Raw genomic sequence first — 16,134 nt, 5'->3', positions numbered from 1 at the left:
GTCAGGCCTGATCCAGCATCAGACGCTCACGCACCACGTCGACCAATTTGTCCGGCTGGAACTTGGAGAGGAAGTTGTCGCAGCCGACCTTCTTCACCATTGATTCGTTGAAGCTGCCCGACAACGAAGTGTGCAGTACCACATACAGACCGCGTAAACGGGGATCGTTGCGGATCTCGGTGGTCAGGCGATAACCATCCATTTCCGGCATCTCGGCGTCGGTGAACACCATCAACAGCTTGTCAGTCATGACTTCGCCGGTATCAGCCCATGCCTTGAGCATATTCAACGCCTTGAGACCGTCGCGGGCGATGTGCATCTTCACCCCAAGCTGAGACAAGGTGTCACGCAGTTGCGCCAACGCCACATTCGAATCATCCACCAACAGCACTTCGCGACCACGGGCAAGCTCCAGGACGGGATCCTGAAGTTTTTCACGGGAGACTTTGGCGTTGTAGGGCACGATTTCAGCGAGGACTTTTTCGACGTCGATAATCTCCACCAACTGATCATCGACTTTGCTGATGGCGGTCAGGTAATGCTGGCGGCCAGCACTGACAGGCGGTGGCAGAATCGCTTCCCAGTTCATGTTGACGATGCGATCCACCCCCCCAACCAAAAACGCCTGCACCGACCGATTGTACTCGGTGACGATGATCGTACTGGTGGGCCCCGGTATCAGCGGACGCATACCAATCGCCTGGGAAAGATCGATGACCGGGAGCGTCTGACCACGCAGGTTGACCACACCACAGACAAAGGGATGACGTTGTGGCATCAGGGTCAGCTTGGGCAGCTGCAAAACCTCCTGAACCTTGAAAACGTTGATCGCGAACAGTTGTCGCCCGGCCAGGCGAAACATCAGAATTTCCAGGCGATTCTCACCCACCAGCTGCGTGCGTTGATCTACCGTGTCGAGAATGCCAGCCATTAATGACTCCTGGGGGATAGTTCGTATTGAGAGCGCTCAACCCGTTATCGGCCGAAGTGAGCGGGACCTTAATTGCAACAAAATGCCACGTAACGCCCTTGATGTCACATCAACATCACTGTTTGGGTCATTTGCCTTTCCGAAAATAGCCTCTGCCCGTTACGACGCGAAAGAGATTCGCCAGGCACATTGCAGAGCAGATGCAAATAGACGCTATGGACTCGCCGATTGAACCCGAAAAAACATTCGGAAACGGACTACAGACATCCGTTTGATTTCAACATTAACTTGGAGCCACTCGCCGAGTGCGACCTACGATCGCTGTCCATGAGTTGCGGAGATAAAACATGTTGAACAGCAATGAGTGGCAACATTCGCTCCCTGATTTTCTGACTAAATCGCAAACACTTCTCGCCAAGGCGGAAGAGTGCCTGAGTCATCTGGAATGGTTCATCAACGACAGGGACGCCATCGAGTGCCTGCTCGATACCCTGTCGATCATCACCGACGAGGCGGATGCCCTGTCGCTTGAGAGCATCGCTGATTTCTCCCGCCATGTTCGTCACCTACTGGAGCTTGCCCATCCCCAGACTTGCCTTCAGGGCGATGCGCTGTCCAGCCTCAGGCGCTGCTTCATCCTCCTTGCCTGGCAGCTTGAACTGGTCGATACCGGCACGGGAATGCTGTTGCTTGATGACAGCGAGCAACAGGAACTGCTGAACGCGTTCGCGGTCATCGTCGGACTTGAAAATCAACGCTCGCGGTTTATGCCCGACACGCGTTGGTCGACCGCCCCGAATCACTCAAACATCTAGGCAAGATCGCCGCCTCTGCTGCTCCGTGCGCGAGCGCGACTCATCAACCTCAATCACCGACCTGCTCACCGGTGCCGAGCAGTGGCGAATGCGCGGGTAAATGCACGCGCAAGGCCGCAGGACGGACGACGAAGCGCATGCTTTCGCCAGCCATGGGTTCACCGTCGAGATTGATGTCCAGCCCCTGCGCCGACTTGATTTCGACCCAGGGCAGCCGTGCGCGTACAAACATGTTATCGATCCCCAGCCCCCCTTCAAGCAATCCCTTTAGCGTGCTCACCACGTCTTGCGGCGCAGGCAGAATACTGATGTCGAGCAGGCCGTCATCGGCCAAGGCTGTCGGGCACAGGACATGTCCGCCTCCGGCTTGACGACCGTTACCAATCCCCAAGGCCAGCAGATCGCCGCGCCAATGGAAGTCTGGCCCGGTCAGTTCACCGTAGGCTGCACTTAATTCACTGAAGCGCGACAGGCCCGTGAAGAGATAAGCCGCCCCACCGAGGATTTTTTTCAAATCCTCTGACGTACTGGCTGTTACCTGACTGCCGAAGCCACCGGTGGCCATGTTCAAAAAAAGTTGGCCGCCGACTTCACCCATATCGACCCTGCGGGGTGGCACATCAAGCAAGTCCAGCGCCTCTTTCATGGTTAACGGGACGCCTGCGGCGCGCGCAAAATCATTGGCGGTCCCCATTGGTAACAACACCAGGCTGGCCTCATCGCTAAGTGGGTGCCCGGCCAATGCCAGCGCCTCGGCGATTTCACGCAGCGTTCCGTCTCCACCGCCGGCGATAATTTTCCGATGACCCGCCGCCAGCGCTTCGGCGACCAGACGCTGAGCATCGCCAGCCTCCCACGTCACTCTCACTTCCAGCTGCCACCCCTCGTCACGCTTGGCGCCCACGGCCGAACGAACCTCTTCATTGAGGGCTTGCTTGCCGTGCAAAATCAAAAATGCCCTGCGCAGTGTCATTGCTGTCTTCTCCCTCTCGAAACTCAATACCAATGCGGCTTGTGAAGACTATTGACCATCCGGCAGGCAAAAAGGCCCCATCAACCAGAAAAAATGATTACCCCCTTAACTCCACCACAAAACGACACCCTCTGTTTCACCTGACTCACGCCACAAAATCAATTCAGTTGGATTGATCTCAGAGGTAAAAACAGAAAGGCCAGAAATATTTTGTAGAAAAAAACTGCCCAGCTGCAAATTGCCATTGAAATGCAATCAGGGCCTGTGTTTAATTCGACAGAATATTGGCTATCTTGATAAGGGAATGCACAAAAGTCATTTTATTGACTTTGCTAATGAATATCCGTCTCAGTGCCGCGGGATTTGGCACTGAATTCATGGCTTGAGGGATGGACAGTTATGCGCCTGCAACCTGTTGACAGTCTTCTGCTTACGCGCTCCAGCCTGGTCGAATATTTTTTGTTCGGTATTCGCCTCGTGCACGGCGTGACCTGCATTCTCCCGGGATTATTGATTCTGGCGTTCTGGCAAACTGACCACCCCATTGCACTGAAGAGCTATTTAGCGGTGCTGATGTTCTTTGGTTTCATCAGCGTATTGATCTTTCAGGCCATCGGGGTCTATTCGGAATCCATCTTCAGCAACCTGCTGCGCTTTCGCCTGACCCTGTTCGCGTGGTCTTCGGCGTTCTGCCTGCTGCTGTTCATGCATCAGGCATTGTCTCTGTTCAACTACATCTCCGATGTGCAACTGATCCTCTGGTTCACGACCAGCTTTGTGCTGTTCGGCGTCGAGCGTCTTTTCCTGCTGATGATGTTCCAGCGCCTCATGCAAAAAGGCTTCTTCCTGCAGAACGCGATCATTCTCGGTGCAACTGAAAACGGTCAGCGCCTGGCCGAGTACCTGGAGCAGAACCAGGACATCCGTTCCGGGGTTTCCGGTTTTATCGACGACCGTATCGGGCGCATGCCTAAAACCGTGGCCAATCTGTCAGTACTGGGCAACTCCGGCGATCTGGAAAGGCTGATTCGCGAAGAGAAGGTCACTCAGGTGCTGGTCGCCCTGCCCTGGACCGCAGAAAACCGTATGGATTACATCATTCGCGAGCTGCGCAGGTTGCCCGTCAACGTGCTGCTGGTCCCAGACATGGTTGCGTTCCGGCATGCTCACAACCGCCTCACCGAAGTGGCTAACCTGCCGATGTTCAACGCATCCGAAGTACCGCTGCGCGGTTGGTCGCCTTTTTTCAAACGACTGGAGGACATGGTGCTGGCAAGCTTTGCCCTGCTCCTGCTGTTACCGGTGATGGTGCTGGTCGCCATTGCGATCAAGCTCGACTCCCCAGGCCCGGTGCTGTTCAGGCAAAAGCGCTACGGCTACAACAACCGGCTGATCGAAGTCTGCAAATTCCGTTCGATGTACCAGCATCAAGCCGATGCGACCGCCGAGACGCAAACCACTCGCGGTGACGCCAGGATCACCCGGATTGGACGCTTTATCCGCAAGACCAGCCTTGACGAGTTGCCACAACTGTTCAACGTCTTCGCCGGCAGTATGTCCATGGTCGGGCCGCGTCCGCACGCCACTGCAACCAAGGCCGCAGGCATTCTTTTTGAAGAAGCGGTCAAAGAATACACGGCTCGCCATCGGGTCAAACCGGGCATTACTGGCCTTGCGCAAATCAACGGCTATCGTGGTGAAACGGACACGTTGGAAAAAATCGAAAAGCGCGTCGAATTCGACCTCGAATACATAGAAAACTGGTCGGTCTGGTTTGATCTGTACATCCTTTTCCGCACTGTTCCTGCAGTGCTATTCACTCGTGAGGCCTATTGATGAGCACTCTCATCCCTTGCATTATCGCTGGCGGCGCCGGCACCCGACTGTGGCCGGTTTCCCGCGAAGCCATGCCCAAGCCCTTCATGCGTCTTCCCGATGGCGAAAGTCTGCTGCAAAAAACCTTCGTTCGGGCCGTCGGATTGGCCGACGTCGACCGAATCCTGACCGTGACCAACCGTGACGTGTATTTCCGTACGGTGGACGACTACCGCCAACTCAATAAGAGCCACGTGAGCCTGGACTTCATCCTCGAACCGTTCGGGCGCAATACTGCCCCGGCCATCGCGGCTGCGGCGCTGCATGTCGCTCGTTTGTACGGCGACGATGCTCACCTGCTAATTCTTCCAGCCGATCATTTGATCAAGGATGTAGAGGCGTTCGCTCAAGCCGTGAACGCAGCTCGAACACTGGCTGACCAAGGCTGGATGGTGACGTTCGGCATCGTACCGACCAAGGCTGAAACCGGGTTTGGTTATATCGAAAAAGGTCAGGCCTTGAATTCGACAGCCACAGCCTATCAAGTGGCCCGTTTTGTCGAAAAACCAGACGCTGATACCGCTCAGGGTTACCTCGACGGTGGATTGCACCTGTGGAACGGCGGCATGTTCTGCATGCGCGCCGACACGATCTTGCGCGAGCTGCAAGAGCACGCGCCGCAAGTATTGGCCTCGGTCAAAGCTTGCCTGGAGCAAAGCACGAGCAAAGAAGGCAATCACGAATTGCAGCTGGAACTGGACAGTGAACTGTTCGCTCTGGCACCGGACATTTCCATCGACTACGCCGTGATGGAGCCCTCGCAAAAAGTCGCGGTGGTGCCGTGCCAGCTGGGCTGGAGCGACATCGGCTCATGGCAGGCCATGCGTGAACTGAGCCCGGCCGACACCGATGGCAACCAATGCAACGGCCAGACCGTCTTGCATGACGTGACCAATTGCTACATCGACTCGCCACGACGACTGGTGGGCGGTGTCGGCCTGGATAACCTGATCATCATCGATACCCCCGACGCGCTGCTGATTGCCGACGCCAATCGTAGCCAGGACGTCAGAATCATTGCCAAGGAGCTCAAGCGCCAAGGCCATGATGCTTATCGCCTGCACCGTACCGTCACCCGCCCGTGGGGGACCTACACCGTGCTCGAAGAAGGCAAACGCTTCAAAATCAAACGCATCATGGTCCGCCCTCAGGCATCGTTGTCACTGCAAATGCACCATCACCGCAGCGAACACTGGATTGTGGTCAGCGGCATGGCGCGGGTGACCAACGGCGACAGTGAATTTCTACTCGACACCAATGAGTCGACGTTTATCAAACCTGGCCGCACTCATCGCCTGATCAACCCCGGCGTGGTTGATCTGGTCATGATTGAAGTACAGAGCGGCGAATACCTGGGTGAAGACGACATTGTTCGCTTCACCGACGTTTATGGTCGCGTGCCCGTGGAAACGCTCAAGGCCTAGCAGGTCGCATCACCCTCGAGAGAACAGCAGGCAGTAGCGGCAGCTGTACCCGCTCAGACCTGCTCGGAAATTTCGATCAGGTTCAGGTCCGGGTCGCGCACGTACACCGAGCGAATGGGCCCGGTGGCGCCCGTGCGCATGATCGGGCCTTCGACAATCGGCCAGCGGGCCTCGGCCAGGCGCTCAATCACCTGTTCCAGCGGAATCGACGCAATAAAGCACAGGTCCAGCGCGCCCGGAACCGGCAGATGCGCCTTGGGCTCGAATTCGTGCCCGCGTATGTGCAGGTTGATTTTCTGGTTGCCAAACGTGAACGCCATACGTCCGGCACCAAAGGTCTCCAGTTGCATGCCGAGCACGCGGGTATAGAAATCCCGAGTGGCATCGGCATTGCTGGCGGTCAGGACCAAATGGTCAAGATGGTCGATCATGGGTTGAGCTCCTTGAACAAGGTCGAAGGCACTTGCTGGTGCATTTTAATGACACGGAATGGAATTGGGTGCCCGAGCACAATGACCCGAATGCCTTGCAGAGGCTGACGAAGTCGACTGAGGCTTTAGGGATGTTTAAGCATTGAATGGCCACGCTCAGTCAACCGATACATCTGCACAGGGCTGCGGGGTGAGTCGGGATCGGTCATTTCCACCAGCCCTGCCGCCAATGCCGGGTTGAGGTACGTGCTACGAAATGATTGCCGATGCACGAGGCCCAATTGCTCCATCAGCTCGCCGGACTTGAACGAAGGATGGCTTGCGAGAACCTTGAGTAGTTTTTTTACCGGGTCGGTTACTTGTGCGGTTACTTGTGCGGTTACTTGTACGGTCTGATCCACGTCGCTCAGAGCCTGCTTCAAGGCACCCAACATGAATTCAACGAAAGGCGTCGCTTCGGCTAACTGATCTGCCGCGGATAGCGCACCGTAATACGCGTCCTGCTGATCACGAATGACCGTTTCTACCGGCAGATACGCCAGCACTGGACGCCACTGACTCAGGATCAGGGTTTGCCAGAGTCGACCCATTCGTCCATTGCCGTCCGCAAAGGGGTGGATGAATTCAAACTCGTAATGGAACACGCAACTGGCGATCAACGGATGCAAATCGCCCCCCTCCAGCCAACCCAGCAAGTCATCCATGAGTGCCGCGACGCGACTGGCCGGAGGAGCCATATGCAGGAGTCGGTCACCGCGATAAATCCCCACCCCGCCCCGACGAAACCGACCGGCGTCATCTATCAAGCCGTGCATCAATAGCGCGTGAGCCTGCAACAGGTCAGAGCGGACATCGGCTTTCCATCCGGGCATAGCTTCGTAAGTAGCGAAGGCATTGCGCACTTCCTGAATCTCACGAGGCAGACCAAGCACTCGCTGCCCGTCCAGCACCGCAGTCACCTGCTCCAGGCTCAACGTGTTGTTCTCGATAGCCAGCGACGCCTGAATGGTACGAATGCGATTGCCACGCCTCAGCATTGGGGTCTGCGTCGTTTCCCGCAACGACGACAAGCGACCGACCTGTTCGCTGATATCTGCGACGAGGGCGAGCATCCGTGGGGTCAGTGTCAACGGTGGCTGGTATTTCTTCATTTACTAAAGTCCATGATCAATCTTCATGTTACAGAGTGGGTCTCTCACTGAAATCCTTTACGTGTTCGATAAAACGCGCCACCGCCGGAGCCTTTTCAAAACGTCGATAGACCAGCGACAAGAATGACGAAGGTTGGCAGTCTTGAATACGCCGGTACACCACATTGGGCAACTTGATGTGGTCCACCATCGACTCCGGCACCACGGCCACACCCTGGCCGAGGGACACCAGCGCCACCACAGCGACCAACCCACCCGGTTGAGGCCCAAGCGTTGGCGCATAGCCGCCTTGCGCAGCGACCTGCAAGGTGCCGGATATCTGCTCGGGGAGAATGAAGATTTCATTCTGCAAATGCGCCGCATTGATTTCTTTCAGACGACACAGCCATGAGCTGCCTGGCAGCGCCAGCGCGAAGCCTTCTACCAACAGACTGATGGTGCTCAGGGCTTCGGGTAAATGCATGGGCGAGCGGATGTAACCGACATCCAACCGCCCTTCCTCGATCAATCCTGGCAACGCCGGCATCAGGTTCTCGCTGATGGCAAAACCGACGTCTGGGTAACGCAGACGAAAGCTGCTGACCTGTTTTTGCAGCACCCCGGAAAACACCGCCGAAGCCACATAACCCAGCTCAATGTGGCCGGTCTCACCGCGCCCCGCTCGCTGCGCATTGAGCTGCGCGGCTTCGAACTGACGCACGGTCAGCTCCGCCTCTGCCTGCAAGGCCCTGCCCGCATCCGTCAGGCTGACCTCGCGTTGCAGGCGCAGGAACAAGCGCGTGCCCAAGGCGCTTTCCATGTCCTGAATCTGTCGGGTAAGCGTCGGCGGAGCAATGCCCAGTTGTGCTGCGGCACGGCTGAAATTCCTGTGCTTGGCGACGGCCAGAAAGTAACGAAAGTGGCGTATTTCCATGACTGTATTAGCTCAAAGGTAATGAAGTGCTCAAGCCCAGGTAACAAAGCGCCTAAAGCAGTGCAATAAGCTTGCTGGCACGTTACCCATAAAGCAATCGTGTATCTGCGAGGAATGATATGAAAACGCCCAGCCCGCGCATGACCCTGTTGACCGCCTCGGCGGTCTGCTCGCTTATCGTTCTGGACACCAATATTGTCGCCGTGACCTTGCCCAGTATTGCCCGTGACCTGGGGGCTAATTTCGCCGACATCGAATGGGTGGTCAGCGCCTACATGCTGGCCTTCGCCGCACTGCTATTGCCCGCCGGCAGCATTGCCGATCGTTTTGGCCGGAAGAAGACCCTGCTCTGCGGCCTGGCGCTGTTCATTCTGGCCTCACTGGGCTGTGGCGCGGCGCCAAACATCCTCTTCCTCGACATTGCCCGAGCGATCAAAGGTGTAGGGGCCGCGCTGTTGTTGACCTCGGCACTGGCGACTATCGGCCATGCGTTCCATGACGAGACCGAACGGGCCAAAGCCTGGGCGTTCTGGGGGGCCTGCATGGGCGTAGCCATGACCGCCGCGCCCACCGTGGGTGGTCTGATTGCCTCATTCGTGGGCTGGCGCTGGATTTTCTACCTGAACCTGCCGCTGGGCTTGCTGCTGGTGAGCATGGTATGGCGCAACATCGACGAGTCGCGCAACGAACAATCGGCACGGCTCGACCCATGGGGCAGCCTGGCGTTTAGCAGCAGTCTGCTGTGTCTTATCTGGGGCCTGATCGAGGCCAATCGCATTGGCTGGGACAATTCATTGACCACCTTGCGCTTGCTGGCCGGCGTACTGTTGATGGTCCTGTTCGTGGTGGTTGAGCGGCTACAGCTTCGGCCTATGGTCGATCTGCAATTGTTCAAACACCCGCGGTTCGTTGGTGCGCTCCTGGGCATGTTCGCTTACGCAGGCTGCGCCCAAGTGATGATGACGCTATTACCGTTCTACTTGCAGAATGGCCTGGGGTTCACTGCTATCGCCTCCGGGCTGGGCATGTTGCCGTTCGCGCTGACCATGCTCACCTTCCCGAAGATCGGCACGCGGTTATCTCGCCTGTTATCGCCAGCCAGCATGATGGCCCTCGGGCTGACCCTGGTCGGTTGCGGCAACCTGATCAGCGCCTGGGCGGTGTCGATGGGCGGCTACCTGAGCTTTGCCTGCGCCACCGCCGTCACCGGGGCTGGCGCCGGACTACTCAATGGCGATACCCAGAAGAACATCATGGCGTGCGTACCGCGCGACCGTGCAGGCATGGCGTCCGGCATGAGCACCACGATGCGTTTCAGCGCGATAATGCTCGCCATCGGTGTGTTCGGCGCCTTGTTGGCTAGCCACTCGCAACAGGCCTTGACCCGTAGCCTGCAACTCGACGCTCCCGACTGGCTGGCTCAGACTGATCACATCGTGTCCCGCGTGGTGGCCGGTGACATGGTCGCGGCGATGCAGCCGCTGACGGAGAATGCGCGACTGATCGTCCAGCCGCTGGCGCAACAGGCATTTGTTTCAGGCTTCAGCACGGTCCTGTGGGTGGCCGGACTGATGGCGCTGCTTGGCGCCCTGCTGGTGGGCACCCTGATGCGCAACCCAATACCGGCGGTCGAGTCGTGGCGATCACCGCCCAACCGGCCATGGCCGAGTTCGTGAGTTTCACTCAAGCTCAGGACGTCAAACGGCTGTGGGCGACCTGATCTATCATCAGCCATCCAGCGAGATGAAGGAGATCACCATGGACGTCACGATCAAACAATTGCCGCCCGCACGGGTCGCCTACATGCGCCTTACGGGTCCGTACGGCCCGGCTATCGGCGTATTCTGGCGTGAAGTGTTCGGTGTTTGGATGGAGCAGAATGGCCTATTGCAACGCGTTCGCTATGGCATCGGCCTTGATGATCCCACCATCACGCCGCCCGCTGAATGCCGCTACGACGCCTGTGTCGAAGTACCTGAAACCTTCGACGCTACCTCGCAAGTCCTGGTTCGCACCCTGCCCGGCGGTCAGTTTTCCTGGACAAGATTCGTCGGTACCGGCGCGGAAATCGGTGAGGCCTGGAACCGACTCTTCCGTGAACTGCCCACCCTCGGCATGCGAGCGGACGGTGGACCTTATTTCGAACGCTACGCGCAAGACTCCCACTACGACCCGCTGACCGGGGTGATGGAGTGTGAGCTGTGCATTCCGGTCCAGCCGCTGTAGTTCATGTTGGCGTTACACAGAATCCCTGTAGGAGGCCTCGCCGCGTCTTCGACGCTGCGCTGTCGCGCAGCAAACCAGGTTGTGATTTGTGTGTCGTAATCAGTGGTGGCGTGTCAGATGAGACGCCTTCGCGAATAAATTCGCTCTCACCGGGATCTTGATTTGCCTTTGGTTTTTGAGTGAATTGACTGCCGAATTACGGCGAGGCCCCGTTTCCAGAAGGCCGAGCGCAGGCGTTGCGCAGGGGGTGACGAGGCAAGGACGCCGAGTAAGCCGCACGGGGCCAGGGACGGCCCCTTGCGGCGACCCCCGAAGCAACGCCGGAGCGAGGGTAGTCGGAGCCATGGCGAGGACCCGTATGGAGGGGCAAGCGTTTTCGGTTACCTTTTAGGCGTTTGTAAAAGGTGACACGCTGTAAGAGCGGAACCGTAATTCCAGCACACCCAAATGCCGGATATACACATCAAGACCAGCGCCAACTCATTGTTTTTAAATAATTAAAAATTAGTTTGATGAGAGCGCGACGCAGCCAACCGCCAGACCCGCGCCAGATCACGGGCTCGATCATGCAACAAGCTCGCGGCGTTGCGACAGGCATAACCGAGCGTCATTGGACCGCTGGTCAACGCAAACGCCGCACTGATGCCATGCGCGTACAGGTCGGCATAGCCCTCCCCCAACGTCCCGGCCAACACGATCACTGGCACCCCCTTGCGTTGGGCAATGCGGGCGACACCGAACGGGGTTTTACCCCGCAGCGTCTGGGCATCAAAACAGCCTTCGCCGGTGATCACCAAATCGGCACCGTCCAGCGCGTAGGCAAGGCCCACAAGGTCGGCCACCACTTCTATGCCTGGGCGGAAGGTCGCATTCAGGTAAGCCTTGGCAGCGAAGCCCATACCTCCTGCCGCCCCGCAACCGGGTTGGTCGCGCACGTCATGACCCAGCACCTGGGCCGAATGATCGGCGAAATGCCCCAGCGCGGCATCCAGCTCCAGCACTTGCTGCGGGGATGCCCCCTTTTGTGGGCCAAAAATATGGGAGGCACCCTGCGGACCGCACAGAGGGTTATCGACATCCGCCGCAACCTCGAAATGCACGTCGCGCAAACGCGCATCAAGACCGTCCAGTTCGATCCGTTGCACCTGCGCCAAAGCCTGACCACTCGGTATCAGAGGCTGATCATTACCGTCGAGAAAACGCGCACCCAACGCCGACAGCATGCCACTGCCCGCATCATTGGTCGCGCTGCCGCCAATCGCCAGGATGATCCGTTGCGCGCCAGCGTCCAGCGCCGCACGAATCAACTCGCCCGTGCCATGCGTGCTACTCAGGCAAGCGTCCCTTTGCTCAAGGGTCAGTAACTGCAAGCCGCTGGCCATGGCCATTTCAATGATTGCGGTCCGGGTCTGCTCCAGCCAGCCCCACTGTGCCTCGACCGCAACACCCAGCGGTCCACTCACAGTGGTGCTCATCCACTGCCCATCACAGGCGGCCAGAACCGCTTCGATGGTGCCCTCACCCCCATCAGCCATCGGGCATTGAACCAACTCGGCGTCAGGCCAGACTTCTGCCAGGCCCCCGGCAATAGCATTGGCGACAGCCTGAGCACTCAGGCTGTCCTTGAAAGAGTCGGGTGCGATGACGATTTTCATGGGGGTCTCCTATCCGTAATGAGTGGATGTTCTCACCCTCGCCGAGGTTTTCCGCCTGACCTTCGCACAAGGAACGTCGGCGGTTATTGGTCATTGGACCAAAACGCCGTACTGGATTTTAGTCCGTGACGATTCGAGGCGTCATTTGCACGCCCAGATACAAGCGCAACAAATCGTCGGTTTTGTAGGGATCGCAGCCGCTGAGTTCAGCAACCTTTTCCAGTCGATAGCGCAGGCTGTTGCGGTGAATACCCAGCGCGTCTGCACAGGCCTGACTTTCACCGCTGTAGTCGAACCAACTGCGCAGGGTTTCCAGCAACTGCCCGCTGTTGCTTTTTTGCAGCCGGATAATCGGGTCGGCCACGCCTTGGGCGAGCCAATCGTTGCGATAACGCCAAAACAGCACTGCCAGACGATGAACGGCCAGGCGTAATAGCCGCTGCTGCGGATGGACATGCCGGGCATAGTCGAGCAAATCACGCCCCGCGGCACAGGCCTGGCGCAACGTCACCAGATCAGCCGATTGCTCGACCGTGACCATTCGCACCACGGGCCAGCCCTGCTCGTCAAACTGCTCCAACAGCAGCGTATCGTCGCGCTCTTTACCTGCGGCGCGGCACCAGTGCAACAACGTCGGCTCGCGCACCACACACCAACTGTGGGCATAACGGGCGTTCAACCAAGTGGCAATCTGGTTGGCCGCAGGCGTTTGCGCAGGCAGCTCGATCAATACCGACTGACGCGGCAATTGCGGTTGCAGCCCCAGATGCTCGGCTTCGTCGACCTGGCTGTCAGGGCAGTCGACCAGCAACAACCGCGACAGCAGGTCCTCGCTGCGCTGATGCCGCCACTGTTGATCCGCCTGCTGGCGACGGTGCTCCATGAGCATCTCGGCAGTCATTTTCACCAGTTCGCCATAGACCCGGACCTCGTCCGGCTCACCGGTAATCCCCAGTACGCCCACCAGTTTCTGGTCAAGCATCAACGGCAGATTGACCCCCGGACGCACACCATTCAGATGCTTGGCCGTGTGCGAATCAATCTCCACCACCCGGCAGTTGGCCAACACCAACTGCGCGCCTTCATGCCGTGTATACAACCGATCGGCCTCGCCACTGCCGATGATGATACCCAGATAGTCCATCACATTGACGTTGCACGGCAGAATCGCCATGGCACGGTCGACGATGTCCTGCGCAAGGTCGTGATCAAGAGCGAACATGGTGGGCTCCGGGGAGAGTGGGGTTGTGAAGAGCCTGCCTGAGATACCGCATTCGCGAATGGACCGACGCGAAATCTGATGCTGCCTACTCAATCGGCGCCAAGCGTTCGCGACTGTTGGTCAAGTGGGTCCACATGGCGGCGCGGGCGGCGTCCGGGTCCTGGCGACGAATCGCGTTCAATAGCGCTTCATGTTCGAGGTTGGCCAGATAACCGTGGTGAGCGAGGGTGTTACCGGCACGTTCGCTCGACGCAATACGGCTGCGCGGAATCATGGCACTGCCCAAGTGCTGCATGATCTCAATGAAGCACGGATTGCCGGTCGCTTCGGCGATCAACAGGTGAAAACGTCTGTCCGCCTCGACGCAGCTGTCGTCCTTGGCCAGCAGGTCCTGATAATCATCCAGAGCCTGACGCATGGCCACCAGTTGCTCATCGGTACGGCGCCGGGCAGCCAGCGCAACCGCCTGAGTTTCCAGACCGATGCGCAGTTCGATGATGTCACGCACGCTGGCGGCGGTTTCCACCTTCAGACGCAAACCGGTCTGACCTTGATGCTCAAGCACAAAGGTGCCGATGCCATGGCGGGTTTCAACCAGCCCTGACGCCTGCAACTTGGAAATCGCCTCGCGAACCACGGTGCGGCTGACGCCGTGCTCGCGCACAATTTCATTTTCCGAAGGCAGTTTTTCCCCCGGATTGATCTTGCCCAGCAGGATGCGCTGGCTCAGTTGCGTCACCAGATCGGTGGCCAGGCTGTGCGAACGCTGTTTGGGGGCGACACGGATTGGGTCGTGCATGCGGATGATGTCCAGATAAAACGTTGAACGCTGCGATAGCGGGATCATACCACCAGCCAAGGGGGCAAGAACCTGCAACAGAAAGCGCCGTTCACTCGCGAAAACCCTCACACTAGCTTGTATGACAACCTGCTAAATACTTCCTGAACCCCTATCCTCTCCCCTAAAGCGCGAACCCTGAATAAGCGCATAAAACAGCGTAATTACTCATCAAAAACCTCTTGCAGAGTAAAATTTTACTTGTATGATGACTGTCAACCAGGCGCATGACCTTGGTGCAACTCAACCCGCATAAAAATAACGAGTGGGAGATCCAACTGTGACTACATCCAATTCCAGGGTGAACGAGGGCGCGAGCTCGGCGCTGCTTTCGGCCGTGTCGAAAGTGAAGCGCCATGTACTGCCGCTGTTCGTCATCATGTTCATCGTCAACTACATCGACCGAGTCAATATCGGCTTCGTGCGCACCTACATGGAACACGACCTGGGCATCGGCGCTGCCGCCTACGGTCTGGGCGCCGGCTTGTTCTTTATCGGCTACGCGCTGTTTGAAGTCCCCTCCAACATTCTGCTGCAAAAGGTCGGCGCGCGAATCTGGCTGACCCGCATCATGCTGACCTGGGGCCTCGTGGCTGCGGGAATGGCATTTATCCAGAACGAAACCCACTTCTACATCCTGCGCTTTCTGCTGGGCGTCGCTGAAGCCGGCTTCTTCCCTGGCGTCATCTACTACTTCACCCGCTGGCTACCAGGGGTCGAGCGTGGCAAGGCCATTGCTATTTTCCTCAGCGGTTCGGCGATTGCCTCCCTGATCTCTGGCCCGCTGTCGGGTGCGCTGCTCCAGGTGAGCGGCTTGGGTTTGCACGGTTGGCAGTGGATGTACTTCATTGAAGGCATGGTCTCGGTCTGCCTGTGCTTCTTCGTCTGGTTCTGGCTGGACTCCAAGCCCCACGATGCCAAGTGGCTGAGCCGCGACGAGCAAGATGCGCTGGTCAATGCCATCGACGCAGAGCAACTGGAGCGCGAAGCCGCCACACCGATCAAACCGTCGCTGACCACCCTGCTCAAGGATCGGCAGATCATCCTTTTCTGTGTGATCTACTTCTTTATCCAGCTGACCATCTACGCCGCCACCTTCTGGCTGCCCAGCATCATCAAGAAGATGGGCGACCTCAGCGACATGCAGGTGGGGTTGTTCAACTCCATCCCGTGGTTGCTGTCGATTATCGGCATGTACGCCTTCGCCTCGTTCTCGGCGAAATGGAAACACCAGCAAGCGTGGGTTGCCGTAGCACTGCTGATCGCCGCTGCCGGGATGTTCATGTCCACCACCGGCGGGCCAGTCTTTGCCTTTGTCGCGATCTGCTTTGCGGCACTGGGTTTCAAATCGGCATCGTCGCTGTTCTGGCCCATTCCGCAGGCCTATCTGGATGCGCGGATCGCTGCCGGGGTCATCGCGCTTATCAACTCGGTCGGCAACCTCGGTGGGTTCGTCGCTCCGACAACCTTCGGCTGGCTTGAAGAACACACGGGGTCAATTCAGGGCGGTCTGTACGGCCTGGCCGGGACCTCGATCATTGCCGCAATCATCGTTTTCGCCGCGCGCAATAAACCCAAAGGAGCACCCGCCGCCATTGCAGGAAAACCGGCGCCGACCCACTCCTGATGCTAATGGCCGCGCGTCGAGACTGATCGATTCAGTGCTCGGCGCCGCCCCGA

At 58.0% G+C, this 16,134-nt stretch carries 14 protein-coding genes; 6 read left to right on the top strand and 8 right to left on the bottom strand.

Annotated elements, in window-relative coordinates; all coding sequences use genetic code 11:
- Position 1: 1 nt before the first annotated feature.
- Positions 2–931 carry a chemotaxis protein CheV gene (locus tag AC1MEA_RS17325; protein ID WP_219063192.1) on the bottom strand — a complete coding sequence of 310 codons (930 nt, stop codon included), beginning with the start codon at positions 929–931 and terminating at the stop codon, positions 2–4.
- A gap of 347 nt (positions 932–1,278) precedes the next feature.
- Here AC1MEA_RS17325 and AC1MEA_RS17320 point away from each other — a divergent pair, with 347 nt between their 5' ends.
- Positions 1,279–1,746, top strand: a complete 468-nt coding sequence (locus AC1MEA_RS17320; protein ID WP_480416904.1) for a hypothetical protein — start codon at positions 1,279–1,281, stop codon at positions 1,744–1,746.
- Positions 1,747–1,795: 49 nt separating this feature from the next.
- On the opposite strand, the gene yegS is transcribed toward AC1MEA_RS17320, so the two are convergent.
- Positions 1,796–2,719, bottom strand: coding sequence for a lipid kinase YegS (gene yegS, locus AC1MEA_RS17315; protein ID WP_480416903.1), 924 nt, complete (start codon positions 2,717–2,719; stop codon positions 1,796–1,798).
- Between the two features lie 399 nt (positions 2,720–3,118).
- Here yegS and AC1MEA_RS17310 point away from each other — a divergent pair, with 399 nt between their 5' ends.
- Both AC1MEA_RS17310 and AC1MEA_RS17305 read left to right on the top strand, forming a co-directional pair.
- A complete protein-coding gene (locus AC1MEA_RS17310) occupies positions 3,119–4,555 on the top strand; it encodes an undecaprenyl-phosphate glucose phosphotransferase (RefSeq protein WP_219063195.1) in 1,437 nt (478 codons plus the stop codon).
- A complete protein-coding gene (locus tag AC1MEA_RS17305) occupies positions 4,555–6,018 on the top strand; it encodes a mannose-1-phosphate guanylyltransferase/mannose-6-phosphate isomerase (protein WP_480416902.1) in 1,464 nt (487 codons plus the stop codon). Before AC1MEA_RS17310 ends, AC1MEA_RS17305 begins: the two co-directional genes overlap by 1 nt.
- A gap of 53 nt (positions 6,019–6,071) precedes the next feature.
- On the opposite strand, the gene AC1MEA_RS17300 is transcribed toward AC1MEA_RS17305, so the two are convergent.
- The 3 genes from AC1MEA_RS17300 to AC1MEA_RS17290 all read right to left on the bottom strand — a co-directional run bounded on the left by AC1MEA_RS17300 (position 6,072) and on the right by AC1MEA_RS17290 (position 8,513).
- Positions 6,072–6,449 carry a VOC family protein gene (locus AC1MEA_RS17300; RefSeq protein WP_219063197.1) on the bottom strand — a complete coding sequence of 126 codons (378 nt, stop codon included), beginning with the start codon at positions 6,447–6,449 and terminating at the stop codon, positions 6,072–6,074.
- Between the two features lie 125 nt (positions 6,450–6,574).
- Entirely contained in the window at positions 6,575–7,600 is a 1,026-nt protein-coding gene (locus AC1MEA_RS17295) for a Fic family protein (RefSeq protein ID WP_480416901.1), read from the bottom strand.
- Positions 7,601–7,628: 28 nt separating this feature from the next.
- Positions 7,629–8,513, bottom strand: coding sequence for a LysR family transcriptional regulator (locus AC1MEA_RS17290; RefSeq protein ID WP_480416900.1), 885 nt, complete (start codon positions 8,511–8,513; stop codon positions 7,629–7,631).
- 119 nt (positions 8,514–8,632) lie between these two features.
- On the opposite strand from AC1MEA_RS17290, the gene AC1MEA_RS17285 reads away from it, so the two are divergent.
- Together AC1MEA_RS17285 and AC1MEA_RS17280 are read left to right on the top strand one after the other, a co-directional pair.
- Positions 8,633–10,189, top strand: a complete 1,557-nt coding sequence (locus tag AC1MEA_RS17285) for an MFS transporter (protein WP_480416899.1) — start codon at positions 8,633–8,635, stop codon at positions 10,187–10,189.
- Between the two features lie 82 nt (positions 10,190–10,271).
- Complete coding sequence (locus AC1MEA_RS17280; protein ID WP_480416898.1) at positions 10,272–10,739, top strand: AraC family transcriptional regulator; 468 nt, start codon at positions 10,272–10,274, stop codon at positions 10,737–10,739.
- A gap of 497 nt (positions 10,740–11,236) precedes the next feature.
- On the opposite strand, the gene AC1MEA_RS17275 is transcribed toward AC1MEA_RS17280, so the two are convergent.
- The 3 genes from AC1MEA_RS17275 to AC1MEA_RS17265 form a co-directional block, all read right to left on the bottom strand.
- Positions 11,237–12,394 (bottom strand): glycerate kinase, encoded by a 1,158-nt coding sequence (locus tag AC1MEA_RS17275; RefSeq protein ID WP_480416897.1) that lies wholly within the window; start codon positions 12,392–12,394, stop codon positions 11,237–11,239.
- A gap of 118 nt (positions 12,395–12,512) precedes the next feature.
- The gene (locus AC1MEA_RS17270; protein WP_480416896.1) at positions 12,513–13,616 is read right to left on the bottom strand and encodes a sugar diacid recognition domain-containing protein; all 1,104 of its coding nucleotides are present in this window, start codon (positions 13,614–13,616) and stop codon (positions 12,513–12,515) included.
- Positions 13,617–13,701: 85 nt separating this feature from the next.
- Positions 13,702–14,415, bottom strand: coding sequence for a FadR/GntR family transcriptional regulator (locus AC1MEA_RS17265; protein WP_219063250.1), 714 nt, complete (start codon positions 14,413–14,415; stop codon positions 13,702–13,704).
- Positions 14,416–14,734: 319 nt separating this feature from the next.
- Between AC1MEA_RS17265 and AC1MEA_RS17260 the strand changes: the two genes are divergently transcribed.
- Positions 14,735–16,081, top strand: a complete 1,347-nt coding sequence (locus AC1MEA_RS17260) for an MFS transporter (RefSeq protein ID WP_480416895.1) — start codon at positions 14,735–14,737, stop codon at positions 16,079–16,081.
- The last annotated feature ends 53 nt before the right edge of the window (positions 16,082–16,134 follow it).

This window comes from Pseudomonas sp. ASL8, from assembly GCF_056680355.1.
The sequence above is the reverse complement of the archived record's forward strand: the minus strand, read 5'-3'. Positions and strand labels throughout refer to the sequence as shown.

Bases quoted from the DNA above. Each gene is read 5' to 3' on its own strand.
- AC1MEA_RS17275 (WP_480416897.1), bottom strand. From the start codon at position 12,394: ATGAAAATCGTCATCGCACCCGACTCTTTCAAGGACAGCCTGAGTGCT.
- AC1MEA_RS17270 (WP_480416896.1), bottom strand. From the start codon at position 13,616: ATGTTCGCTCTTGATCACGACCTTGCGCAGGACATCGTCGACCGTGCC.
- yegS (WP_480416903.1), bottom strand. From the start codon at position 2,719: ATGACACTGCGCAGGGCATTTTTGATTTTGCACGGCAAGCAAGCCCTC.
- AC1MEA_RS17265 (WP_219063250.1), bottom strand. From the start codon at position 14,415: ATGCACGACCCAATCCGTGTCGCCCCCAAACAGCGTTCGCACAGCCTG.
- AC1MEA_RS17280 (WP_480416898.1), top strand. From the start codon at position 10,272: ATGGACGTCACGATCAAACAATTGCCGCCCGCACGGGTCGCCTACATG.
- AC1MEA_RS17285 (WP_480416899.1), top strand. From the start codon at position 8,633: ATGAAAACGCCCAGCCCGCGCATGACCCTGTTGACCGCCTCGGCGGTC.
- AC1MEA_RS17295 (WP_480416901.1), bottom strand. From the start codon at position 7,600: ATGAAGAAATACCAGCCACCGTTGACACTGACCCCACGGATGCTCGCC.
- AC1MEA_RS17310 (WP_219063195.1), top strand. From the start codon at position 3,119: ATGCGCCTGCAACCTGTTGACAGTCTTCTGCTTACGCGCTCCAGCCTG.
- AC1MEA_RS17320 (WP_480416904.1), top strand. From the start codon at position 1,279: ATGTTGAACAGCAATGAGTGGCAACATTCGCTCCCTGATTTTCTGACT.
- AC1MEA_RS17325 (WP_219063192.1), bottom strand. From the start codon at position 931: ATGGCTGGCATTCTCGACACGGTAGATCAACGCACGCAGCTGGTGGGT.
- AC1MEA_RS17290 (WP_480416900.1), bottom strand. From the start codon at position 8,513: ATGGAAATACGCCACTTTCGTTACTTTCTGGCCGTCGCCAAGCACAGG.
- AC1MEA_RS17305 (WP_480416902.1), top strand. From the start codon at position 4,555: ATGAGCACTCTCATCCCTTGCATTATCGCTGGCGGCGCCGGCACCCGA.
- AC1MEA_RS17300 (WP_219063197.1), bottom strand. From the start codon at position 6,449: ATGATCGACCATCTTGACCATTTGGTCCTGACCGCCAGCAATGCCGAT.